This is a genomic window from Hydrogenophaga pseudoflava NBRC 102511 (assembly GCF_001592285.1).
GTDB classification, from domain to species: domain Bacteria; phylum Pseudomonadota; class Gammaproteobacteria; order Burkholderiales; family Burkholderiaceae_C; genus Hydrogenophaga; species Hydrogenophaga pseudoflava.
Map to the genome: position 1 here is coordinate 75,277 of NZ_BCWQ01000011.1, position 21,793 is coordinate 97,069.

Annotated in this window: 19 protein-coding genes and 1 pseudogene; 10 read left to right on the top strand and 10 right to left on the bottom strand. The window is 69.0% G+C overall.

Annotated elements, in window-relative coordinates; translation table 11 throughout:
* Nucleotides 1-15: 15 nt before the first annotated feature.
* Nucleotides 16-1,833, bottom strand: a pseudogene (locus HPS01S_RS14355) (carboxyl transferase domain-containing protein); the annotation flags it as partial.
* A gap of 70 nt (nucleotides 1,834-1,903) precedes the next feature.
* Nucleotides 1,904-4,957 (bottom strand): L-glutamate gamma-semialdehyde dehydrogenase, encoded by a 3,054-nt coding sequence (locus HPS01S_RS14360; RefSeq protein ID WP_066157396.1) that lies wholly within the window; start codon nucleotides 4,955-4,957, stop codon nucleotides 1,904-1,906.
* Between the two features lie 106 nt (nucleotides 4,958-5,063).
* Here HPS01S_RS14360 and HPS01S_RS14365 point away from each other — a divergent pair, with 106 nt between their 5' ends.
* On the top strand, nucleotides 5,064-5,537 hold the full coding sequence (locus HPS01S_RS14365) for an Lrp/AsnC ligand binding domain-containing protein (protein ID WP_066157399.1): 474 nt from the start codon (nucleotides 5,064-5,066) through the stop codon (nucleotides 5,535-5,537).
* Nucleotides 5,538-5,585: 48 nt separating this feature from the next.
* On the top strand, nucleotides 5,586-6,131 hold the full coding sequence (locus tag HPS01S_RS14370; protein ID WP_066157402.1) for a DUF3617 domain-containing protein: 546 nt from the start codon (nucleotides 5,586-5,588) through the stop codon (nucleotides 6,129-6,131).
* Here the strand turns inward: HPS01S_RS14370 and HPS01S_RS14375 are convergent.
* Nucleotides 6,103-6,837 (bottom strand): YggS family pyridoxal phosphate-dependent enzyme, encoded by a 735-nt coding sequence (locus HPS01S_RS14375; protein ID WP_066157405.1) that lies wholly within the window; start codon nucleotides 6,835-6,837, stop codon nucleotides 6,103-6,105. The two genes, HPS01S_RS14370 and HPS01S_RS14375, sit on opposite strands and share 29 nt — an antisense overlap.
* A gap of 38 nt (nucleotides 6,838-6,875) precedes the next feature.
* Between HPS01S_RS14375 and HPS01S_RS14380 the strand changes: the two genes are divergently transcribed.
* From HPS01S_RS14380 to HPS01S_RS14390, 3 genes are all read left to right on the top strand, one after another.
* Nucleotides 6,876-7,919 carry a type IV pilus twitching motility protein PilT gene (locus HPS01S_RS14380; RefSeq protein WP_066157408.1) on the top strand — a complete coding sequence of 348 codons (1,044 nt, stop codon included), beginning with the start codon at nucleotides 6,876-6,878 and terminating at the stop codon, nucleotides 7,917-7,919.
* 19 nt (nucleotides 7,920-7,938) lie between these two features.
* Nucleotides 7,939-9,075, top strand: coding sequence for a PilT/PilU family type 4a pilus ATPase (locus HPS01S_RS14385; protein ID WP_066157411.1), 1,137 nt, complete (start codon nucleotides 7,939-7,941; stop codon nucleotides 9,073-9,075).
* A 120-nt stretch (nucleotides 9,076-9,195) separates the two neighbouring features.
* Nucleotides 9,196-10,098 carry an NAD(P)-dependent oxidoreductase gene (locus tag HPS01S_RS14390; RefSeq protein WP_066157414.1) on the top strand — a complete coding sequence of 301 codons (903 nt, stop codon included), beginning with the start codon at nucleotides 9,196-9,198 and terminating at the stop codon, nucleotides 10,096-10,098.
* A 34-nt stretch (nucleotides 10,099-10,132) separates the two neighbouring features.
* On the opposite strand, the gene HPS01S_RS14395 is transcribed toward HPS01S_RS14390, so the two are convergent.
* From HPS01S_RS14395 to HPS01S_RS14405, 3 genes are read right to left on the bottom strand one after another with little or no spacing between them, the layout of a single operon-like run.
* Nucleotides 10,133-10,759, bottom strand: a complete 627-nt coding sequence (locus HPS01S_RS14395) for a BON domain-containing protein (RefSeq protein ID WP_066157417.1) — start codon at nucleotides 10,757-10,759, stop codon at nucleotides 10,133-10,135.
* On the bottom strand, nucleotides 10,756-11,376 hold the full coding sequence (locus HPS01S_RS14400; RefSeq protein WP_066157420.1) for an SIS domain-containing protein: 621 nt from the start codon (nucleotides 11,374-11,376) through the stop codon (nucleotides 10,756-10,758). Before HPS01S_RS14400 ends, HPS01S_RS14395 begins: the two co-directional genes overlap by 4 nt.
* A gap of 27 nt (nucleotides 11,377-11,403) precedes the next feature.
* Nucleotides 11,404-11,820, bottom strand: a complete 417-nt coding sequence (locus tag HPS01S_RS14405; protein ID WP_066157424.1) for a YraN family protein — start codon at nucleotides 11,818-11,820, stop codon at nucleotides 11,404-11,406.
* Here HPS01S_RS14405 and rsmI point away from each other — a divergent pair.
* On the top strand, nucleotides 11,820-12,734 hold the full coding sequence (rsmI, locus tag HPS01S_RS14410; RefSeq protein WP_255284219.1) for a 16S rRNA (cytidine(1402)-2'-O)-methyltransferase: 915 nt from the start codon (nucleotides 11,820-11,822) through the stop codon (nucleotides 12,732-12,734). The two genes, HPS01S_RS14405 and rsmI, sit on opposite strands and share 1 nt — an antisense overlap.
* A gap of 3 nt (nucleotides 12,735-12,737) precedes the next feature.
* Here rsmI and HPS01S_RS14415 read toward each other — a convergent pair whose 3' ends face one another.
* Nucleotides 12,738-13,055, bottom strand: coding sequence for a hypothetical protein (locus tag HPS01S_RS14415; RefSeq protein WP_143434132.1), 318 nt, complete (start codon nucleotides 13,053-13,055; stop codon nucleotides 12,738-12,740).
* An 85-nt stretch (nucleotides 13,056-13,140) separates the two neighbouring features.
* Between HPS01S_RS14415 and HPS01S_RS14420 the strand changes: the two genes are divergently transcribed.
* From HPS01S_RS14420 to HPS01S_RS14435, 4 genes are read left to right on the top strand one after another with little or no spacing between them, the layout of a single operon-like run.
* Complete coding sequence (locus HPS01S_RS14420; RefSeq protein WP_066157427.1) at nucleotides 13,141-13,785, top strand: DUF502 domain-containing protein; 645 nt, start codon at nucleotides 13,141-13,143, stop codon at nucleotides 13,783-13,785.
* A 10-nt stretch (nucleotides 13,786-13,795) separates the two neighbouring features.
* Entirely contained in the window at nucleotides 13,796-16,474 is a 2,679-nt protein-coding gene (locus HPS01S_RS14425) for a bifunctional acetate--CoA ligase family protein/GNAT family N-acetyltransferase (protein WP_066157430.1), read from the top strand.
* A 34-nt stretch (nucleotides 16,475-16,508) separates the two neighbouring features.
* On the top strand, nucleotides 16,509-17,150 hold the full coding sequence (locus HPS01S_RS14430; protein WP_079364272.1) for a dioxygenase family protein: 642 nt from the start codon (nucleotides 16,509-16,511) through the stop codon (nucleotides 17,148-17,150).
* Nucleotides 17,151-17,194: 44 nt separating this feature from the next.
* A complete protein-coding gene (locus tag HPS01S_RS14435; protein ID WP_066157433.1) occupies nucleotides 17,195-18,229 on the top strand; it encodes a metal-dependent hydrolase in 1,035 nt (344 codons plus the stop codon).
* A gap of 20 nt (nucleotides 18,230-18,249) precedes the next feature.
* Here HPS01S_RS14435 and HPS01S_RS14440 read toward each other — a convergent pair whose 3' ends face one another.
* The 3 genes from HPS01S_RS14440 to HPS01S_RS14450 are packed head-to-tail and all read right to left on the bottom strand — an operon-like array spanning nucleotide 18,250 to nucleotide 21,786.
* Nucleotides 18,250-18,720 carry a CopD family protein gene (locus HPS01S_RS14440; RefSeq protein ID WP_066157436.1) on the bottom strand — a complete coding sequence of 157 codons (471 nt, stop codon included), beginning with the start codon at nucleotides 18,718-18,720 and terminating at the stop codon, nucleotides 18,250-18,252.
* A 39-nt stretch (nucleotides 18,721-18,759) separates the two neighbouring features.
* Nucleotides 18,760-20,283, bottom strand: coding sequence for an alginate O-acetyltransferase AlgX-related protein (locus tag HPS01S_RS14445; RefSeq protein WP_066157439.1), 1,524 nt, complete (start codon nucleotides 20,281-20,283; stop codon nucleotides 18,760-18,762).
* Nucleotides 20,284-20,310: 27 nt separating this feature from the next.
* Nucleotides 20,311-21,786, bottom strand: coding sequence for an MBOAT family O-acyltransferase (locus tag HPS01S_RS14450; protein WP_066157442.1), 1,476 nt, complete (start codon nucleotides 21,784-21,786; stop codon nucleotides 20,311-20,313).
* Nucleotides 21,787-21,793: the final 7 nt, after the last annotated feature.

The following is a 21,793-nucleotide window of genomic DNA, read 5'->3' on the forward strand; positions in this document are numbered from 1 at the left end:
GCCCGCGGCGCGTTGCTACCAGGTGTCGATGCCGCCCCGTGCGGGCGGTGCGGCCACCCTTGAGCCGGCCAGCCCCCGGACCAGCCAGGCCCGCGTGTCGGCCGGGTCGATCACCGCATCGATCTCCAGCGTGCTGGCCATCTCGGTGGCCGCCCCCCGCGCCACCATCTGCGCCAGCAGCGACTGGAACAGCGCCTCGCGCTGCGGGCCCTCAGGCACCGCCTCCAGCTCCTTGCGGTAGCCCAGCCGCACCGCGCCTTCCAGCCCCATGGCGCCGAACTCGGCCGATGGCCAGGCGACCGTGAAGACCGGTGCGTGGAAGCCCCCGGCGCTCATGCCCATCGCCCCCAGGCCATAGCCCTTGCGCATCACCACCGCGAACACCGGCACGCGCAGATGCGCGGCGCGCACGAACAGACGGCTGACGTGCCGCACCTGGGCCGTGGCCTCGGTGGCCGGTCCGACCATGAAACCTGGCGTGTCCACCAGGCTGACCAGAGGCAGGCCGTGCGCATCGCACAGCTGCATGAAGCGCGCCGCCTTGTCGGCCGCGTCGGCGTCGATGGCGCCGCCCTGGTGCAGCGGGTTGTTGGCCATCAGCCCCACCGGCCGACCCTCGATGCGGCCCAGCGCGGTGTGGATGCCGGCGCCAAAACCGGTGCGCAGCGGCAGCAGGCTGCCCACGTCCACCAGCCCTGCCATCGCGGCCCGGCTGTCGTAGGCGCGCACCCGGTTCTCGGGCACCACGTCGCGCAAGGTCTGCGGGTCGGGCGCCGCCCAGCCGATCGTGCAGCCCTGGAAAAACGACAGGTAGTGTTTTGCGGCCACCACCGCCTCGGCTTCGTTCTCGACCAGGATGTCGATCACGCCGTTGGCGTGCTGCACTTCCGACGGGCCGATTTCTTCGGGCCGGTACAAGCCCAGCCCGCCGCCCTCGATCATGGCCGGGCCGCCCATGCCGATGTTGCTGCTGCGTGTGGCGATGACCACGTCGCTGCAGCCCAGCAGCGCCGCGTTGCCTGCGAAGCAGCGGCCCGCCGCGATGCCGACCACCGGCACCTGGCCGGACAGCCGGGCGAACGCGGCGAAGGTGCCCACATGCAGGCCCGCGACGATGGGCATGTCGGTGTCGCCCGGCCGCCCGCCACCGCCCTCGGCGAACAGCACCACCGGCAGCTTCTGCGCCAGCGCGACGCCCAGCAGGCGGTCGGTCTTGGCGTGGTTGCGCATGCCCTGCGTGCCGGCCAGCACGGTGGCGTCGTAGGCCATGACCACAGTGCGCGAACGCCCTGCGCCAAACTCGGCGCCATTGACCGAACCGATGCCGGTCACCATGCCGTCGGCGGGCGTGTTCGCGATCAGGTCCTCGGCGCTGCGGCGGTTGCGCTGCGCCGCCACGGCCAGCGCGCCGTATTCGATGAACGAGCCCTCGTCGCACAGGTCGGCGATGTTCTCTCGCGCGGTTCGCAGGCCCAGCGCATGGCGTTTCGCCACCGCCTCCGGTCTTGCAGCGTCCAGCAGAAAGCGCTCGCGCTCGCGCAGCCGCGCCAGATCGGCCCGCCCGGCGCCCCCGGCCACCGGCGCTCCTGCCGGCACTTCCGCCGGCACTGAAGCGGCTTCAGGGGCAATCACCACCGGTGCGAGCACCAGCAGCGCATCGCCCTCCTGAACCACGTCCCCGACCGCGCAACACAGCTCGGTCACACGGCCATCGGCCACGGCGCGCAGCTCGTGCTCCATCTTCATGGCCTCGACGATCACCAGCGGGTCGCCGGCGCGCACCGCATCTCCCACAGACACGCAAACCTCGACGACCTGGGACTGCAACGGGGCGCAAAAGGGTGTCATGCCGGCATTGTTCCGCCGGCCCCTGCGCCCCCGGGTCAAGCACGCGACAGAAAGCTCAGCCGGCGAACAGCGCCACGTTGCCGCCCGCCGCGGTGGTGTTGATGGTCAGGGTCTGCTCGGCGCAGAAGCGTTGCAGGTAGTTCGGCCCGCCGGCCTTGGGGCCGGTGCCGGAGAGGCCTTCGCCGCCGAAGGGCTGCACGCCCACCACGGCGCCGATCATGTTGCGGTTGACATAGACGTTGCCCACCCGCGCCGCCGCGGCCAGCGCCTGGGCGCGGCTGTCGATGCGGGTCTGGATGCCCAGCGTCAGGCCGTAGCCCAGGGCGTTGATCTGGCGGATCACGTCCATCGGGTCGCCGCCCCAGCGCACCACCTGCAGCACCGGGCCGAAGATTTCCTGCGTCACTTCGGCGATGGGGCCGACCTCGAACATCTGCGGCGGCACGAGATTGGGTAGGGCCTGCGCCGGGGCGGCTTCGGGCAGCAAGGCCCTGGCATTGCCACGCAGACGCACGACGTGGCGCTGGATGTTGTCGAAGGCCTCGGCGTCGATCACCGGGCCGAGGTCGGTAGACAACAGCGACGGATCGCCGGCCACCAGCTCCTTCGCCGCGCCCTGGATCATCTCGATCACGCCGTCGGCGATCGCCTCGTGCACGCAGAGCAGGCGCAGGGCCGAGCAGCGCTGGCCCGCGCTGCGGAAGGCGCTCTGCACCACCGCGTCGGCCACCTGCTCGGGCAGGGCCGTGCTGTCGACCAGCATGGCGTTGATGCCACCGGTCTCGGCGATCAGCGGCACGATGGGGCCGTCCTTGGCCGCCAGTGCGCGCTGGATGATCTTGGCCACCTGGGTCGAGCCGGTGAACACCACGCCGGCCACGCCGGGCGCCGCGACCAGGGCCGCACCCACCGTCTCGCCCGGGCCGTGCAGCAGCTGCAGCGCATCGGCGGGGATGCCGGCCCTGTGCAGCAGCTTCACCGCTTCGAGCGCGACCGCCGGCGTCTGCTCGGCCGGCTTGGCCAGCACCGTGTTGCCGGTGGCCAGCGCCGCCGCCACCTGGCCCAGGAAGATGGCCAGCGGGAAGTTCCAGGGGCTGATGCAAACCCAGGCGCCGCGGCCCTCCAGCCGCAATGTGTTGCTCTCGCCCGTGGGGCCGGGCAGGGTCTGCGGCGCCTGCACGCGCTCGGCTTCGTTGGCGTAGTAGCGCAGGAAGTCCACCGCCTCGCGCACCTCGGACACGGTGTCGGCCCAGGTTTTGTGCGCCTCCTTCACCAGCAGGGCGCAGAAGCGCGGCAGCGCGGCGTCCAGCGCATCGGCGGCAAAGCGCAGCACGGCGGCGCGCTGCGCCACCGGCGTGTGGTTCCAGGCGCCAAAGGCAGCGACGGCGCGTGCCACGGCGGCGGTGGCGTCACTGGCCATCGCCTCCGCCACCACGGGAACGACACAGGCCGCGTGCGCCGCCAGCAGTTCGTCGCGTTGCGCAATCACGGTCAGGTCACGGCCGCTGCTGTTGGCGCGAGCCGTGCCGTACAGGTCCATCGGCAGCGGCAACGAGGCCTGTGGCTCCAGCCGCAGCGGCGAGATCAGCAGCTCGTCCATGCCCACCGACTCGTCGGCCAGCTGGTGCACGAAGGAAGAGTTGGCGCCGTTCTCCAGCAGGCGCCGCACCAGGTAGGCCAGCAGGTCGCGGTGCGCGCCCACGGGGGCGTAGACGCGGCAGCTCACCAGCGGGTTCTTCAGCACCTCGCGGTAGATGCCCTCGCCCATGCCGTGCAGGCGCTGCAGTTCAAAGCTGGGCACCCCCACGCTCCACCGCTGCGCGGGTCGCTGCCCCCCGAGGGGGCGCGTTTCACCTTGGGGCGGCCCGGCGGTGAAACCTTCGGCACCGATCTGCCGTGATGCCATCTGCAGGATGGCCGCAATCGTGCCGGCGTTGTGCGTGGCGAACTGCGGAAAGATCGCGTCGGGCGCGTCCAGCAGCGTCTTGGCGCAGGCCAGGTAGCTCACGTCGGTGTGGTGCTTGTGGGTGAACACCGGGTAAGCGGGGAGGCCCTGTTCCTGCGCGCGCTTGATCTCGGCGTCCCAGTAGGCGCCCTTGACCAGGCGGCACATGAACTTGATACGGTACTGGCGGGCCAGCGCGGCGATGTGCGCGATCAGCTCGACCGCGCGCGTCTGGTAGGCCTGCATGGCCAGGCCCAGACCTTGCCACTGCGGGCAATGTTCGGCCACCAGCGCGGCCAGCGCCTCGAACACGTCCAGCGAGAGTTCGAGCCGGTCCACCTCCTCGGCGTCGATGGTCAGGTTCAGGTTGGCCGCCGCGGCCGCGCGGCACAGAGTCCACACGCGCGGCACGAGCTCGTTCATCACGCGCTCGTGCTGGGCATCTTCGTAGCGCGGGTGCAGCGCGCTGAGCTTGATCGAGATGCCGTCGTTCTGAGCCGGGTGGCGCGCCGGGTCCGCGCCCTGGGCGATGGCGGCGATGGCGTTCTCGTAGCTGGCCTGGTAGCGCAGCGCGTCGGCCGCGGTGCGCGCACCTTCGCCCAGCATGTCGTAGCTGAACTGGAGGTTGGGCTGCTTCCTGCGCGCCGCTGTCGCCTCCTTCATGCCCTCGCCGATGGTCTGCCCCAGCACGAACTGGCGGCCCAGCAGCTGCACCGCGCGCAGCGTGGCGGCCACCACGGTGCGCGCGCCCAGCTTGGCCATCAGGCCCGGCTCGTGGCCGGACTCGGGCAGGAAGTGCTTGGACATGGCGATGGCCGTCGACGACAGCCTCGCCAGTGTCGAGTCGGCCGCGCCGTCGAAGTCGGCGCGACCCAGCTGGTCGGCCGTCAGCGCGATCGCCGTTTCGGCATCGGGCACGCGCAGCAGGGCCTCGGCCAGGCGCATCAGGGCCAGGCCTTCGGCACTGGAAATCGGGTATTCCTTGAGCAGGCTTTCCATGGCCCAGAACGGCGGCGGGTTCTCGCGCACCGCGCGCACCCAGGGCGCCGCGACGTGGGCGGCGGCGGCCCAATCCAGCGCCCCCTGCAGCGCGGCCAGGCGCTGGGCAACAGTCTCGGCCTCGGGCCGGTAGGGGAAGGGCAGGCGGTCGGTGCTGCGGGGCATGGCGGGTCTCCTGAAACAGGACAAATTGGTGAATGCCCGGAGTCTGAAGAACCATTCGACGAATTTTTGTCTAATTTTCGGCATAAAACAGGATAATTCACTATCCATGAGCGAAGCCGCCCCCGACCTCGACCGCATCGACCTGCGCATCCTGAACGTCCTGCAGGCCGACGGCCGCATCTCCAACCTCAAACTGGCCGAGGCGGTGTCGCTGTCGCCCACCGCTGTGCTGGCGCGCACCCAGCGCCTGCAGCGCGAGGGCTACATCCTGGGCTACGAGGCGCGGCTGAACCCGCTCAAGCTCGGGCGCGGCATGCTGGTCTTCGTCGAGGTGCTGCTCGACCGCACCACGCCCAACGTGTTCAACGAGTTCAAGGCCGCGGTGCAGGTGCGCGACGAGATCCTGGAATGCCACATGGTGGCCGGCGGCTTCGACTACCTCATCAAGACCCGCATGGCCGACATGGCCGCCTTCCGCGACTTCGCCGGCAGCGTGCTGTGGCAGCTGCCGGGCGTGCGCGAGACGCGCACCTACGCAGTGATGGAAGAGGTGAAGAACAGCAGCCGGCTGCCGCTGTGAGGCCTTGGCGACGCACAATAGAACGATCCCTCACCCACCGGAGTTCTTATGCGTGCCCCGTCCCGACTGCTGACCTGCCTTCTGTTGTGTTCCGCCAGCGCCTTCGCCCAGACCACCGCGCCCGGCCTGTGGGCCATCCAGAACAAGATGGGAGGCAACCCGGAGCTGGACAAGGCCATGGCCGAGATGCAGAAGCAGCTGGCCGCCATGCCGCCCGCGCAGCGCAAGCAGATGGAAGCCATGATGGGCCAGAACGGCATGAGCGTCGGCGCTGGCGGCGCGGTGACTGTCAAGGTGTGCATCACCCCCGAAATGGCTGCGCGGTCGGAACTGCCCAGCCAGACCGAAGGCGACTGCACTTCGACCATCATCTCGCGCACGGGCAACACCCTGAAGTCGAAGTTCGCCTGCAAGAACCCGCCGACCACGGGCGAAGGCACCTACACCTTCAGCGGCGACAAGGCCTTTGCCACCAAGATGGTCATGCAGACAGTCCGCAACGGCAAACCCGAGACCATGACCATGGAAGGTCAGGGCAAGTGGCTCTCGGCCGACTGCGGCGCCATCAAGCCGATCCAGCCGCCGAAGCAGTGACCGGCTCCTTGCGCGGCCGGTGACCGAAGATGGCCCGGCCGACGCGCACCAGTGTGGCCCCCTCGGCCACCGCTGGCTCCAGGTCGTCGCTCATGCCCATGGACAGCACGTCGAGCGCCAGCCCCTGGTCCGTCAGCGCCTGCTGCAGCTCACGCACCCGCCGGAACGCCGCGCGCTGCACCGCCATGTCCTCGCTCGGCTCGGGGATGCACATCAGCCCCCGCAGACGCAGGCGGGGCAAGGTCGCCACCGCGTGGGCCAGAACAGACAGTTCGTCCGGCGCCACACCCGACTTGTTCGCCCCTCCGTCGACGTTCACCTGCAGGCACACCTGCAGGGGCGCGCGGTCCTCGGGCCGCTGTTCGGACAGGCGCTGCGCGATCTTGAGCCGGTCCACCGAATGCACCCAGTCGAAGTGGGTGGCCACCAGCCGTGTCTTGTTGCTCTGCACCGGGCCGATGCAGTGCCATTCCAGATCGGCTCCAGGGAGCAGGGCCTGCAGGGCCAGCACCTTCTCGACACCCTCCTGGATGTAGTTCTCGCCAAAGGCGCGTTGTCCTGCCGCCACTGCGTCCGCCACCTGTTCCGGCCCGAAGGTCTTGGAAACCGCCAGCAATGTGACGGCGTTCGCATCGCGACCTGCCGCTTCACAGGCCCTGGCGAGCCGCTCCCGCACTTGTTGGAGATTGCCTTCAATCGTCGTCATAATCAGTCTGTTACACCAACACTGCACGGGATCACGGGATGGATATCACCCAACTGCTCGCCTTCAGCGTCAAGAACAAAGCCTCCGACCTTCACCTCTCGGCCGGGCTGCCGCCCATGATACGGGTGCATGGCGATGTCAGGCGCATCAACGTCGAGCCGCTGGACCACAAGATGGTGCACAGCATGGTGTACGACATCATGAACGACGCGCAGCGCAAGCAGTACGAGGAGTTTCTGGAATGCGACTTCTCGTTCGAGATCGAGGGTCTGGCCCGCTTCCGTGTGAACGCCTTCAACCACAACCGCGGTGCCGGCGCGGTGTTCCGGACGATTCCGAGCAAGATCCTCACGCTGGAACAGCTCAACGCGCCCAAGATCTTTGCGGATCTGGCGCTGCGTCCGCGGGGTCTGGTGCTGGTGACGGGGCCGACCGGCTCGGGCAAGTCGACCACCCTCGCCGGCATGGTCAACCATCTCAACGAAACCGAGTACGGCCACATCCTGACGGTGGAAGACCCGGTAGAGTTCGTGCACGAATCCAAGAAGTGCCTGATCAACCAGCGCGAGGTCGGCCCGCACACCCTCTCCTTCTCCAACGCCCTGCGCTCGGCGTTGCGGGAAGACCCGGATGCGATCCTGGTGGGTGAAATGCGCGACCTGGAAACCATCCGCCTGGCCATGACCGCCGCCGAAACCGGTCACCTGGTGTTCGGCACCCTGCACACCTCGAGCGCCGCCAAGACCATCGACCGGATCATCGACGTGTTCCCTGCCGAAGAAAAAGACATGGTCCGCGCCATGCTGTCGGAGTCCCTGGTGGCCGTGATCTCTCAGACGCTGTGCAAGGTCAAGGACGGCAGCGGCCGTGTGGCGGCGCACGAGATCATGATCGGCACCAGCGCCATCCGCAACCTGATCCGCGAAGCCAAGGTGGCCCAGATGTACTCGGCCATCCAGACCGGCCAGAACGTCGGCATGCAGACACTCGACCAGAACCTGGCCGAGCTGGTCAAGCGCAACGTCATCAGCCCGGCCGAAGCGCGCAGCAAGGCAAAAATCCCCGAGAACTTCCCCGGCTGAGCCCAGAAGGTACGACCTCATGGAACGCGATCAGGCATCGAAATTCATCAACGACCTGCTCAAGCTGATGCTCAGCCGCGGCGGCAGCGATCTGTTCATCACGGCCGACTTCCCGCCCGCCATCAAGGTCGACGGCAAGGTGGTGAAGGTCTCGCCCCAGCCGCTCAACGGCGTGCACACGCTGGCCCTGGCGCGCGCCATCATGAACGACAAGCAGGCCGCCGAGTTCGAGCGCACCAAGGAATGCAACTTTGCAATCTCGCCGCCGGCCATCGGGCGTTTCCGCGTCAGCGCCTTTGTCCAGCAGGGCAAGGTCGGCATGGTGATGCGGACGATTCCCGCGGTGCTGCCCACCATCGACTCGCTCAACCTGCCCCAGGTGCTCAAGGACATCACGCTGTCCAAGCGCGGGCTGTGCATCGTGGTCGGCGCAACCGGCTCGGGCAAGTCCACGTCGCTGGCCGCCATGGTCGACTGGCGCAACGAGAACACCCACGGCCACATCATCACCATCGAGGACCCGGTGGAGTTCATCCACGCCCACAAGAACTGCGTGATCACGCAGCGCGAGGTGGGGCTGGACACCGACGACTGGGGGGTGGCGCTGAAGAACACGCTGCGGCAGGCCCCGGATGTGATCCTGATGGGCGAGATCCGCGACCGCGAGACCATGGAGTACGCGATCCAGTTCTCCGAAACCGGTCACCTGTGTCTGGCCACCCTGCATGCCAACAGCGCCAACCAGGCCCTGGATCGGATCATCAACTTCTTCCCGGAGGAGCGCCGTCCGCAGCTGCTGATGGACCTGTCGCTGAACCTGCGCGCCATGATTTCGCAGCGGCTGGTGCCGCGCCAGGACAACAAGGGACGCCACGCGGCCGTGGAGATCATGCTCAACTCTCCGCTGATCGCCGACCTGATCTTCAAGGGCGAAGTCGCCGAGATCAAGGAGATCATGAAGAAAAGCACCAACATCGGCATGCAGACCTTCGACCAGGCGCTGTTCAATGCGTTCGAGGCGAACATCATCAGCTACGAGGATGCGCTGCGCAACGCCGACTCGCTCAACGACCTGCGGCTGCAGATCAAGCTCAACAGCCAGCGCGCCAAGACGCAAGATCTGGCGGCGGGCACCGAACACCTCACGATCGTTTGACCACCCCCGCGCCGCGCCTGCGGTGCGTCACCCCCTCAAGGGGGCAATGCCTGCGGCCCGGCGAAGCCGGTTCCGCGGCATTTCTCGACGGACTCCCCTTCCCTTCGCGGATGACTTCACATGAGCAGCATCGCCTCCAAAACCTACGAATCAACGACACCGAAGAAGGTGGCTTTTCTCGGTCTGGGTGTGATGGGTTTCCCGATGGCGGGGCATCTGGCCCGGGCCGGACATTCGGTGACGGTCTACAACCGGTCGGCGGCCAAGGCGCAGGCCTGGGTGGCCGAGTTCGGCGGTGCGGCCAAACCCACCCCCCGCGAAGCGGCGGCCGGTGCCGACATCGTGTTCTGCTGCGTGGGCAATGACAATGACCTGCGCTCGGTCGCGCTGGGTGCCGACGGTGCTTTCGCCGGCATGGCGCCGGGCGCCCTCTTCGTGGACCACACCACCGCGTCGGCCGATGTGGCGCGCGAGCTGTACGGTGCGGCCAGGAACCTCGGACTGGCCTTTGTCGATGCGCCCGTGTCGGGCGGTCAGGCGGGCGCGCAGAACGGCGCGCTGACGGTGATGTGTGGCGGTGATGCCACTGCGTTCGACGCCGTGAAGCCCGCGGCCATGGCGTTCTCGCGCGCCTTCACGCTGATGGGCGAGAGCGGTGCCGGCCAACTCACCAAGATGGTCAACCAGATCTGCATCGCCGGGCTGGTGCAGGGCCTGTCCGAAGCCATCGCCTTCGGGCAGAAAGCCGGACTGGACATGAACCAGGTGCTCGAGGTGATCGGCAAGGGCGCGGCCCAGAGCTGGCAGCTCGACAACCGCGGCAAGACCATGGTGGCCGACAAGTTCGACTTCGGTTTTGCCGTGGACTGGATGCGCAAGGACCTCGGTCTGGTGCTGGACGAAGCCAAGCGCAACGGCGCCCGCCTGCCGGTCACCGCCCTGGTGGACCAGTTCTACGCCGACGTGCAGGCCATGGGCGGGAACCGGCTGGACACCTCCAGCCTGATCAAACGCTTGAAGTGACCAGCTCCCTGCACCGCGGTGCAGGAAAGCGGCCTCAGGACTTGGGCGCGATGCGCGCCAGCTCTTCCTCGCTGATGATCTCCAGCAGACGGACCACGCGCTGCACGCCCTTGGTGGTGCGCGCGACCTGGGTGGCGATGTCGGCCTCGCGCTGGGTCACGCGGCCCATGAGGAACACGGTACCGCGTTCAGTGACCACCTTGAAGGCGTTGGCCGAGATCTGCTTGGTGTCGATCAGGCCGGCCTTGACCTTGCCGGTCAGCAGCGTGTCCTCGGCCTTCTCGGTGAAGGTCGGGCTGTTGGCCACGTCCAATTCGTTGTGGACCACGGCGACGTTGTCCACCTGCTTCACGATGGACTCGGCCAGTTCCTTGTCGCGGACGCTGCCCACCTCGCCGGTCAGCAGCGCGCGGCGGTTGTAGCTGGTGACGCTGATGCGCGCGCGCGACCCCATCTGCTCGCGCAGCCGGTTGGCGGCGCGCAGTTCAATGCCCTGGTCGTCCAGCTGAGAGCCCGAGCTGCGGCGGTCCCCGGCCACCATGGCGCCGGTCAGTGCCGCCCCGCCCACCGCCAGCGGCGCACAGGCCGAGAGGGTCGCTGCGGCTGCAGCCACGCTCAGGACGGCCAGGGTCAGACGGCCATGGGAAACAATGGTCTTCATGCGAGGTTCTCCGTTTCATTGGGCAGGGCTTCGGGCAGGCCCAGCAGCTGGGCATCCACTCCGTCGCAGATGCAGTGCAGCACCAGGTGATGCACCTCGAGAATCCGTGCCGGCACGTCGTGTGGCACGCAGATGTGAACGTCGGTGTCGCGCAGCAACTGGGCCAGCCGGCCACCGCGCGCACCGGTGAGCGCCACCACGGTCATGTCGCGCTCGTGCGCGGCCTCGACCGCGGCGATGACGTTCTGGGAGTTGCCCGAGGTCGAGAGCACGAGCAGCACGTCGCCGGCCTGGCCGAGGGCGCGCACCTGGCGCGAAAACACGGCGCGCACGTCGAAATCGGTGGCCAGTGCGGTCAGCACCGATGCGTCGGCCGAGAGCGAGAAGGCCGCCAGCTCGGGCCGCTCGCGCTCGTGGCGCCCCACGAAGCTGGCCGCGAACAGCTGCGCCGCCGCCGCCGAAGCCCCGTTGCCACAGGACAGCACCTTGCCGCCACCTGTGACGCTGGCCAGGACCGCCGCCGTGGCGGCTTCCACCATGGGCGCGAGCGCCTGGGCACACTGGTATTTGAGGTCGGCGCTGTCGATGAACTGTTGCTGGATGCGTTGCAGGAGCATGGGGCGATGATAGCGGCGTGCAGGGTATCAAAAGGTACCGGATGCATCAAAGGCCGCGCGCAGCCACTGGATGTCCGGAGCCTCCGCGCCGTCCCGTGCCCCCTGGATCAGGACCACGTCGAAACGGCACGCGGGTTCCGACCCCAGCCGCAGCAGAAAGTGCCGCGCGGCGAACACGATGCGCCGCTGCTTGACCCCGGTGATGCTCGCACCCGCCCCGCCGCGGCTGGCGCTCGCCCGCTGGCGCACCTCGACGAAGACCAGCGTGCCATCGGGCTCACGCATAATCAGATCGATCTCGCCGCCGCCGCGGCCGGGCGTGCGGAAGTTGCGCTGCACCAGCCGCAATCCGTGTCGCAGCAGATGCCGCAGGGCGGCGTCTTCGGCCGCATCGCCGCGCTGCTTGGTCGTGACCGAAGTCCCCTGTTTCCGGGAATCCCACATTGTCCGCACCCTCCCCTTCCCTGCTGGCCGCCGCCCGTGACATGGCGGGGCAGCAGCATTATCCGCAGGGCGCGCTCTACATGGTCGCCACCCCGATCGGCAACCTCGCCGACATCGGCCTGCGCGCGCTGCACGTGCTGGACCTGGTGGACTGCATCGCCTGCGAGGACACGCGCCACACCGCGGCCCTGCTGCAGAGCTACGGCCTGCACAAGCCACTGCTGGCACTGCACGAACACAACGAGGCCGAGGCCGCGCAGACCGTGGTGCAGCGCCTGCGGGAGGGTCAGCGCGTGGCCTATGTGAGCGACGCCGGCACGCCCGGGGTGAGCGACCCGGGCGCGCGACTGTGCGCCGCCGTGCACGCCGCCGGCCTGCGCGCCCTGCCCCTGCCGGGCGCCAGCAGCATCACGGCGCTGCTGAGCGTGGCCGGCACCGGCGGCCACGACGGGGGCTTTGTGTTCACTGGTTTTCTCTCGCCCAAGACCACCGAGCGTCAGCGCGAGGTGCAGGCCATCGCGGCCGACCCGAGCGCCTGCGTGCTGCTGGAGGCGCCGCACCGCATCGAGGCCCTGGCGCGCGACCTGGCCGCGCTGGGCGAGCGGCCGCTCACCATCGGCCGTGAGCTGACCAAGCAGTTCGAGGAAGTGGCGCAGGTGGCGGCCCGGGACTTTCCGGCCTGGCTGCAGGCAGGCGCCCACCGCACGCGCGGCGAGTTCGTGCTGCTGGTGCATCCCGCCACCGCAGCCATCGACGACAACATGGACGAGGCCACGCTGCGCACGCTCGACCTGCTGCTGGCCGAGCTGCCCGTCAAAACCGCCGTGAAGCTGTGCGCCGAGATCAGCGGCGCGCCGCGCAATGCGCTGTACCAAGCCGCCCTGGCCCGGCGCAAGGGCGCACAGGAAGACTGAAGCTCAGCGCAGGCGCTGCAGCGGCGACTCGGCGCCCGGGCGCTCGCCCACCTCGGTCGCGTCCACGTCGACCACGTCGCCCACCGGTGCCCGGCCTGGCCACATGCCTTGCGTGTACTGACGAGACTGCTCGCGCATGCGGGAAAACATCACCACCGGCGCCGGCTTGCGCCCGGTGATCAGCGACCACGCAGACATCACCAGCACCGCCACCAGGGCCGCGAGCAGAAAGCTCAGCACGAACACCATCGCAGCCAGCACCAGGACCAGCTTGAGGGCACCACGGAAAATTCGGGACAACAGATCGGACACAGGATTCATGTGAGGCATCAGATAGGGACATTTTGCGCGCCTGCAAGTTCCGCCAGGTCAACCGGTTGTCGCCTGCCGCTGCTATGCTGAATCCATGAAACCGCCCGCCCCAGCGCCAGAACCGCGCCCCCCGCTCGCAAACCGCCTGTCGCAGTACTTCTTCCGCGGGCTGATCACCTTCCTGCCGCTGGCCATCACGGTCTACGTGCTGGTGATCTTCATCACCTGGACCGAGCGCACCGCCATGCAGCTGCTGCGCCCGCTCACCGGCGAGTTCTACCTGCCCGGCCTGGGCATCGCGCTGGGGGCGCTGCTGATCGTGGCATTGGGCGGTCTGATGTCGATGCGCGTCACAGGCAAGCTGCTGTCCTATGTCGAGCTGCCCTTCACCAACCTCCCGGTGGTCAAGAGCATCTATTCCTCGCTGAAGAACTTCGCCGATTACTTTGCCCCGCATGAACAGGACGCACAGCAGGTGGTGCTGCTCAAGATGCCCGGGCACGAGCTGAGCACCGTCGGGCTGGTCACGCGCCAGAGCATGAAAGGCCTGCCCCGGGGCCTGGCCGAACTCGACGACCAGGTGGCCGTCTACCTCCCCATGGGCTACATGATCGGTGGCTATACCGTGTTCGTGCCCCGCAGCTGGACCACGCCGGTCGACATGTCGGTCGAGGAGGCCATGCGCATGGCGCTGATCGCGTTCATGGCGTCGAACCAGAACGGCAAGGGCGCGGCATGAGGGCCATCCAATGAGCATCCGCCACCTCGACGCCCTGTTCTCGCCCGCCTCGGTGGCGGTTTTCGGTGCCTCCGAACGGCCCTTCAGCGTGGGCGCGACCGTCTGGCGCAACCTGTCCAACGGGTTCAAGGGCCGGCTCTACCCGGTCAACCCCAAACACCGCCACATCGGCGATGCCCGGGCCTATGCCAGCGTTGCGGCCCTGCCCGAGGCGCCGGACCTGGCGGTCATCTGCACCCCGGCCGCCACCGTGCCCGGCCTGATCGCCCAGCTGGGCGAGCGCGGCATCCGGGCGGCGGTGGTGGTCACCGCGGGCCTGGACAAGACCACCAGGCAGGCCATGCTGGACGCCGCGCGGCCCCACACCCTGCGCATCCTCGGCCCCAACTGCATCGGCATGCTGGTGCCGCACCTGGGCCTGAACGCCAGCTTCGCCCACATCGGCGCCCAGCCCGGCGAACTGGCCTTCGTCTCGCAATCGGGCGCGCTGGTGACGGCCATGCTCGACTGGGCCTCGGCGCGCGGCATCGGCTTCTCGCACTTCGTCTCGCTGGGTGAGCACGCCGACGTGGACTTCGGCGACATGCTCGATTTCCTCGGCAGCGACCCGCACACGCGCGCCATCCTGCTCTACATCGAGTCGGTCGAGGAGGCTCGCAAGTTCATGTCGGCCGCGCGCGCCGCCGCGCGCAACAAGCCGGTCATCGTGGTCAAGGCGGGCCGTTCGGCCGCCGGCCAGGCCGCAGCCGCCTCGCACACCGGCGCCCTGGCCGGTTCCGACGCGGTGTTCGATGCCGCCATCGCGCGCGCCGGCATGCTGCGCGTGCTCACGCTGGACGACCTGTTCCTGGCGGCCGAGACGCTGGCGCGCTTCCGCGATGGTCCCTCCGAGAAACTGGTGGTGCTCACCAACGGCGGTGGTGCCGGCGTGATGGCCGCCGACGAGGCCTCGGCCCTGGGCGTGCCGCTGGCGCCGCTGGACGACGCCATGCTGGCGCGGCTGGACGCGGTGCTGCCGGCCAACTGGTCGCGCGCCAACCCGGTGGACATCATCGGCGACGCCCCGGCCGAACGCTATGTGGCGGCGCTGGAGGCGCTGGCGGGCGACGCAGCCAGTGCGGTGCTGTTCATTCACGCGCCCACCGCCATCGTGCCCAGCGCCGAGATCGCGCAGGCCGTGCTGCACCAGGTCACGGCCAAGCCGCGGCGCGTGCTGGGCTCCTGGCTGGGCGACAGCGCGGTGGCGCAGGCGCGCCAGACCTTCCGCGATGCCGGCGTGCCCGACTACGCCACGCCCGAGGACGCGGTGCGCGCGTTCTCGATGTTGCGCAGCTACCGCCAGCACCAGGCCGAGCTGCTGCAGACGCCACCCGCGCGCGACGCCTCGCACGCCATGGACCTGCCCGCCGTGCGCACCATCGTGGACGCGGTGCTGGCCGATGGCCGCGAGATCCTCACCGAGCCCGAGGCCAAGTCGCTGCTGGCCGCGGCCGGCCTGCCGGTGGTCCCCACCCGGGTGGTCGGACCGAGCGCCGCCGAGGCCGAAGCCGCCGCCGAAGCGCTGGGCTACCCGGTGGTGGTCAAGATCCTCTCGCACGCGATCTCGCACAAGAGCGATGTTGGCGGCGTGCGCCTGAACATCGGCAGCGCGACCGAGCTGGCGCAGGTCTGCACCGCCATGCTGCAGCGCGTGCGCGAGTTGCGGCCCGACGCCGATGTCCAGGGCTTCACCGTGCAGCCCATGATCCGCAAGAAGCACGCGCACGAACTGATCGTGGGCGCCAGCGTCGACAGCCTGTTCGGCCCCGTCATCCTGTTCGGCGCCGGCGGCACGGCGGTCGAGGTGCTGGCCGACCGGGCGCTGGGGCTGCCGCCGCTGAACACGCCGCTGGCGCTGGCGCAGATCGCGCGCACCCGCATCCACCGCCTGCTCCAGGGCTACCGCGACGAGCCGGCGGCCGACATCGACACGGTGGCGCAGGTGCTGGTGAGCGTCTCAGAGCTGCTGGCCGAGGTGCCAGAGATCGCCGAGCTGGACATCAACCCGCTGCTGACCAACCACGAGGGCGCCATCGCGCTGGATGCGCGCGTGCGGGTGTCGGCCCAGCGACCGGCCGGCGCGGCGAACTTCGCCATCCAGCCCTACCCGGTCGAGCTGGTCGAGATCTGGGACTGGCGGGGTCAGGCGATCACCCTGCGCCCGATCCGGCCGGAGGACGAGCCCCAGCACCGCGCCTTCCTGGAACAGCTGGACCCGGAGGACATCCGCCTGCGCGTGTTCTACAGCCGCCGCCACATCGAGCACAGCGAGCTGGCGCGGCTGACGCAGATCGACTACGCGCGCGAGATGGTCTTCATCGCCACCCGGCTGCTGGAGGGTGGCGGCGAGGAAACGCTGGGCGCGGTGCGGGTGGCGATCGACCCGGACAACCGCGACGCCGAGTTCGGCGTGATCGTGCGCAGCGACCTCAAGGGCGGCGGCCTCGGGCGCCGGCTCATGGACAAGATGATCGGCCACCTGCGCCAGCGCGGCACGCAGCGCCTGGTGGGTGTGGTGCTGCGCGAAAACGCCGGCATGCTGGAACTTGCGCGCGCGCTGGGCTTCCAAGAGGGCGCCCACCCCGGCGAACCGGACGACCTCAGCCTGCGCTTCGTCTCGCTGGATCTTCAGAACCCGTCCCGCACCTGAACCGGTGGCGGGCCACCTCTCCATGGAGCCTGCCATGCCGACCGCCCCGCTGTCCTCGCGCCGATCGCTGCTCAAGGGCGGCGCCGGCCTGATCGCCGCCACCGCCGCACCCGCCTGGCTCACGCCCGCCCGGGCCCAGGGCAAGACCCTGCGCCCGACCCCAGGCCAGACCGAAGGCCCCTACTACCCGGTGGCCTTTCCCCCCGACACCGACTTCGACCTGCTGCGCACCGGCGCCGCAGCCTACGGCAAGGGCCAGCCCGCCTGGGTGAGCGGCACGGTGACCGACACCCGCGGCGTGCCGCTGGCCGGCGGTGTGATCGAGATCTGGCAGTGCGATCAGGACGGCCATTACCACCACCCCGGCGACGGCGGACGCGCCGATCCGACCTTCCAGGGCTTCGGCAAGGTCACCCTCGGGAAAGATGGCGGCTACCGCTTCCGCACCCTCAAGCCCGCGCCCTACAGCGGCCGCACGCCGCACATCCACGTCAAGGTCAAGCTCGACGGGCAGGAGCTGCTGACGACGCAGTTCTATGTGCAAGGCGACCCGGGCAACGCGCGCGACTTTCTCTGGCGGCGGCTGGGCGAGGAGGGACAGGCAGCCCTGACGCGGCCCTTTGTGAATGGCCCGGACGGCATGAAGGCGGAGTACGCCGTCGTCGTCCAGGCATGACCCCACAACACCATATTTGAATCGCCGGCCCCTAAGCTCGGCGCATGGATTCCCTCTCACAAATCGCCCTCGGCTCCGCCGTCGCCATCGGCGTCATGGGCCGCCGCACCGCGGTCTGGAAGGCCGCCACCTGGGGCGCCATCGCCGGCACCCTGCCCGACCTGGACGTGGTCATCGACCACGGCGACGCCCTGCTCAACATGGTGCTGCACCGCGCCGAGAGCCACGCGCTGTTCTGGTTGACGCTATTCGCGCCGCTGCTGGCGTGGATCGTGTCGCGCGTCCATCGCGAGGGGCCCTTGTTCAGGCATTGGTGGTTGGCGCTTTTGCTCGTCTTGATCACCCATCCTCTGCTGGACGCAATGACCGTTTACGGCACCCAGCTGCTGCTGCCGTTCACCAACCACCCCTTCGGTGTGGGCAGCATGTTCATCATCGACCCGGCCTACACCCTGCCGCTGGTCGTGGGCGTGGTCGCGGCCCTGCGCATGAAGGACGCGGCGCGCGGTCTGCGCTGGAACGCGGTCGGGCTGGTGCTGTCCACCGCCTACCTCGCGTGGAGCGTCCTCGCACAGGAACACGTGGAGCAACAGGCGCGGACTTCGCTGCGCGAACAGGGCATCTCGGCCGAGCAGATGCTGGTCACGCCGGCGCCCTTCCAGACCCTGCTCTGGCGCGTCGTGGCATTGCCCGACGACCCGGCCGATCCGCATTTCCACGAGGCCTATGTGTCGCTGTTCGATGGACCGGAGCCGGTGCGTTTTACCGCCCACGACCGCGGCACCAAGCTGATGGCGACCCACGGCCAGGCGGCTCCGATCTCGCGACTCGCGGCCTTTGCCGGCGGCTTCGTGAAACTCTCGACCACGCCCGACGGCCAGTTGCGCATCACCGACCTGCGCATGGGCCAGGAGCCGGACTACGTATTCAATTTCCACCTCGGGCCGCTGCACGCGGTGGGCTCGGAGCCCACCAAGCAGGTCAGCGAACGCCCGCTCGTGGGCCCGGCGTTGCGCTGGATCGGTCGGCGCATGTGGGGGCTGGATCTGCCCCCGCCCTGGAAGGGTCGCAACCCCTGAGCGGCCTGGCCGACCGCCACTCAGGCCATCAGCAGGGTGAAGGCGATGATCACCACACCGATGGCCAGGTTGGCGCCAACCCAGGTGCGGATCGAGGCCAGCGCGGAGCCGCCTGCGGGCCAGTCCTGCGCGGCCACGGCCCTGTCCAGGCGCTTGTAGAGCGCGAAGCGGATGTGGGCGAAGATGGCCATCATCAGCACGCCCAACGCCGCCATCAGCGTCCAGTCCAGCGGCATGTTGAACGCCAGCCCGGCCTGCACCGTTTCCTTCGCGGCGCGGCCGATCATCCAGCCGCCGGTGACGAACACCACCAGCACCGCCACCACCACGGCGCGGAAGAAGCGCTGCAGCGCCGCATGCATCAGCGGGATGCGCTGTGGCGGCGGCAACTGCATCGCGGCCGGGCGCAGGAAAAAGTGGGCGAACACCATGCCGCCGACCCAGACGACGATGGACAGCACGTGCAGCAGTTTGAGGGTGGCGTAGAGCATGCGGCCATCATACGGAGATCGGTCCTGCTGGCCCAGTCTTCATTGCGGTCGCCCCACCGCCGAGTGGCTGGGCCGCAGCGCCAGCTCCTGCAGCCGGAACTCGCGGCAATGCCCCTGCCCGCGCAGGTCCAGACGCAACACCGCCATCTCGCCGGCCGATCGCCCGTCGACCGTGGTCAGCCCGTCCAGAGCGCTGCGGTCCCCGACGTGCAACCAGCGCACGCTGTGGTCGCGGTGGAAGCGCGGCTCGTTCGTGCCGCGCCAGAACAGCTGGACGGGCAGCGAGGCCGCCCCGTCCGCGCAGACCAGGTGCAGCGAGACGCCGCCAACCCCTGCCGCCGGCCGGGGCAGACGGAAGATCATCGAGGCGGCCCCCGATGTGGCGCGGAAGCCCTCATCGTGACGCTCCACGCCGCTCATCTCGACCAGCTCCGCCGTGTGGGAGACACCACCGGCCTCGCCGGCATCCGGGCCAGGCGGGTACTGCAGGATGCCGGCAAAGGTGGGAGTGGTGAGCGCGCGCTCGACCACGGTCACCACCACCACCTCGGGGTGGACCTCCTCAATCAGCCGGATCAGCTGGCCGCCGTCCTTGTGCACGTCCCGCCAGTGCAGGCTCACCACCTCGGCAAAGGTCCGGTGCATCAGGTCGTCCATGCCTCTGCCGAACGAGTCGGTGAGCCAGAGCACACGCCGCGCATTGAGGGCCCGGTCGTGCTGTGTCTGGATGGGAAAGGTCAGCGCCACCCGCGAGTCGGCCACACGGGCCGGGTCCAGCTGGTCACTGCTGGCATACCGCCGGTGCACGCGCGCACCGAGCTTTTCGGAGACCGCAAGCACCGGTTCTGTTTCGGTCAGCCAGGTCTCCAGTCGCAAGAAGTCCGCCAGGTCGCCACCGGTTCGGGATCTCAGCCCCAGCAGGCGGCGCTCCTCCGCGGATGGCCACACCACGTCGGGCAGATCGGCCCTGAGCGAGCGCGCCAGCGCGTCAAAGGCATGGGATGCGCCCAGGGTGTTCCAGTGGGTGTCGTGGCGATAGAACAGCGGGCTCGGCGATGTGGCCGCCGCGCGCCGCAGCAGCGCGCGGGTGTCGACAAACAGGTCCGCGTCGGCGTGGGCCAGCAACGTGTCGGCCACGCCGGGCACGGCCGGCGGCGAAGCCCATTGCGGCAGGTGCTCCGGGTACACCGACTCCTTGTCCGCTGCCACCAGGATGCGGAAGGCCTTCACACCCCGGCTCCGCAGGTACGCGTCCCACCGGCGGGCGCCCTCGCCGTAGGACGTGCCCATGCGGATGTCGCTGGCCTGGCCGGCGCGCCGGTGGGTCGACAGCGACACGGCCTGGTCGTCCCCCAGGTACAACCAGCCGTCGCGGCCCACCACCACCTGCCGGGGCGCGACGCTGATGCCCACCCGGTGCAGCACCGCGCTGGCCACGCGCAGCAAGGGCTCCGACGAGAACCAGCGCTCGACGCTGCAGCAGGCCGCACCCGGCGGCGGTGTCACCAGCCACCCGTTGAGCAGCGGCAGCACCGCCAGGCCCAGCAAGGTGGCCAGCAGCATGCGAAGGGATCGGCGCCGGGGCAGCATCTAGAAGTTGAAGTAAAGAAACACGGAACTGGTGCTTGCGAGGGTGGCGACCAGGGCGGCGACCAGCACGAGAGTGCCCGCCACCACTTTGGCATCGGTCACACCGGTGGTGGCCCAGTGGATCGCGTTGGGCCGGGGCACGATGCAGAACGCCAGCGCGATCATCAGCAGCGCCGGCAGGTGCGCGACGAGCTGCGCGGGCATGGCGCGCAGCAGCGCATCGCCCAGCCAGCCCGACCAGGCCAGGGCCTCGGTGGGCACTTCCGCCAGCGGCACGGCGCGCAGAGAGGAGAAGTCCACCATGCCGGCGAGCACGCGCCGGGCGCTGTCCCAGTCCTTGGCGCGGAAGAACACCCAGGCCACGTTGACGAACAGGAAGGTCAGGCCCCAGGCCAGCGCGCGCGGCATGCGCCAGCCAAGACCGCCCCAGAGCCGGTGGACCACCAGGGCCAGGCCATGCAGCAAGCCCCAGATGACGAACATCCACGAGGCGCCGTGCCACAGGCCGCCGAGCGCAAAGGTGATGACGAGGTTGAGGTGGGTCCGCCAGCGCCCGGCGCGGTTGCCGCCCAGCGGGATGTAGAGGTGGTCGCGCAGGAAGTGGCTGAGCGTGATGTGCCAGCGGCGCCAGAAGTCCTGGATGCTGGTGGCGCGGTAGGGCGAGTTGAAGTTGATCGGCAGCCAGATGTTGAACAGCAGGGCCACGCCCATGGCCATGTCGCAGTAGCCGCTGAAGTCGAAGTAGAGCTGGAAGGTGTAGGACAGGCTGGCAACCCAGGCGCCGACCAGGTCCAGCGGACCGGTGCCATCGAAACCGGCGTCGGCCCACACCGCGAACACGTCCGCGATGGCCACCTTCTTGAACAGCCCCAGCCCGAACAACAGCAGGCCTTTGACGAGGTTCGACTCGCGCGGCAGCCAGGTCCAGCGCGAATTGAACTGCGGCATGATCTGGCTGTGCTGCACGATCGGGCCTGCGATCAGGTGCGGAAAGAAGGTCACGAACAGGGCGTAGTTCAGCAGGTCGTAGTGCCCGGTTTCACCGCGGTAGCTGTCCACCAGGTAGACGATCTGGGTGAAGGTGAAGAAGCTGATCGCCAGCGGCAGCACCACCGGGTCCATCTGCACCGGCAGGCCCCAGAGCCAGGCCAGGTTCTCGGTGATGAAGTGGATGTACTTGTAGTAGGCCAGCGCCAGCAGGTTGGCGGCGATGCCCGCGATCAGCCAGCGGCGCTTGTGCCGCAGGTCACCTCCTGCCGGCCAGCGCGCCAGGCGCCGGCCCAGCAGGAAGTTCAGGCCGATGGACACCAGGATCAGCGGCAGGTGGACCCAGTTCCAGTAGGCGTAGAAGAACAGGCTGGCCAGCACCAGCCAGGCCTTGCCCAGCACCGTGCGGCGCGCGCGGTTGAGCTGGAAATACACCAGCAGCGTCACCGGCAGGAAGACGAAGATGAAGGGCCAGCTGCTGAAAACCACGGAGACA

What these genes read in the sequence shown, in the direction of transcription:
- HPS01S_RS14360 (WP_066157396.1), bottom strand. Translation starts at nt 4,957, where the DNA reads ATGCCCCGCAGCACCGACCGCCTGCCCTTCCCCTACCGGCCCGAGGCC.
- HPS01S_RS14365 (WP_066157399.1), top strand. Translation starts at nt 5,064, where the DNA reads ATGAGCGAAGCCGCCCCCGACCTCGACCGCATCGACCTGCGCATCCTG.
- HPS01S_RS14370 (WP_066157402.1), top strand. Translation starts at nt 5,586, where the DNA reads ATGCGTGCCCCGTCCCGACTGCTGACCTGCCTTCTGTTGTGTTCCGCC.
- HPS01S_RS14375 (WP_066157405.1), bottom strand. Translation starts at nt 6,837, where the DNA reads ATGACGACGATTGAAGGCAATCTCCAACAAGTGCGGGAGCGGCTCGCC.
- HPS01S_RS14380 (WP_066157408.1), top strand. Translation starts at nt 6,876, where the DNA reads ATGGATATCACCCAACTGCTCGCCTTCAGCGTCAAGAACAAAGCCTCC.
- HPS01S_RS14385 (WP_066157411.1), top strand. Translation starts at nt 7,939, where the DNA reads ATGGAACGCGATCAGGCATCGAAATTCATCAACGACCTGCTCAAGCTG.
- HPS01S_RS14390 (WP_066157414.1), top strand. Translation starts at nt 9,196, where the DNA reads ATGAGCAGCATCGCCTCCAAAACCTACGAATCAACGACACCGAAGAAG.
- HPS01S_RS14395 (WP_066157417.1), bottom strand. Translation starts at nt 10,759, where the DNA reads ATGAAGACCATTGTTTCCCATGGCCGTCTGACCCTGGCCGTCCTGAGC.
- HPS01S_RS14400 (WP_066157420.1), bottom strand. Translation starts at nt 11,376, where the DNA reads ATGCTCCTGCAACGCATCCAGCAACAGTTCATCGACAGCGCCGACCTC.
- HPS01S_RS14405 (WP_066157424.1), bottom strand. Translation starts at nt 11,820, where the DNA reads ATGTGGGATTCCCGGAAACAGGGGACTTCGGTCACGACCAAGCAGCGC.
- HPS01S_RS14415 (WP_143434132.1), bottom strand. Translation starts at nt 13,055, where the DNA reads ATGAATCCTGTGTCCGATCTGTTGTCCCGAATTTTCCGTGGTGCCCTC.
- HPS01S_RS14420 (WP_066157427.1), top strand. Translation starts at nt 13,141, where the DNA reads ATGAAACCGCCCGCCCCAGCGCCAGAACCGCGCCCCCCGCTCGCAAAC.
- HPS01S_RS14425 (WP_066157430.1), top strand. Translation starts at nt 13,796, where the DNA reads ATGAGCATCCGCCACCTCGACGCCCTGTTCTCGCCCGCCTCGGTGGCG.
- HPS01S_RS14430 (WP_079364272.1), top strand. Translation starts at nt 16,509, where the DNA reads ATGCCGACCGCCCCGCTGTCCTCGCGCCGATCGCTGCTCAAGGGCGGC.
- HPS01S_RS14435 (WP_066157433.1), top strand. Translation starts at nt 17,195, where the DNA reads ATGGATTCCCTCTCACAAATCGCCCTCGGCTCCGCCGTCGCCATCGGC.
- HPS01S_RS14440 (WP_066157436.1), bottom strand. Translation starts at nt 18,720, where the DNA reads ATGCTCTACGCCACCCTCAAACTGCTGCACGTGCTGTCCATCGTCGTC.
- HPS01S_RS14445 (WP_066157439.1), bottom strand. Translation starts at nt 20,283, where the DNA reads ATGCTGCTGGCCACCTTGCTGGGCCTGGCGGTGCTGCCGCTGCTCAAC.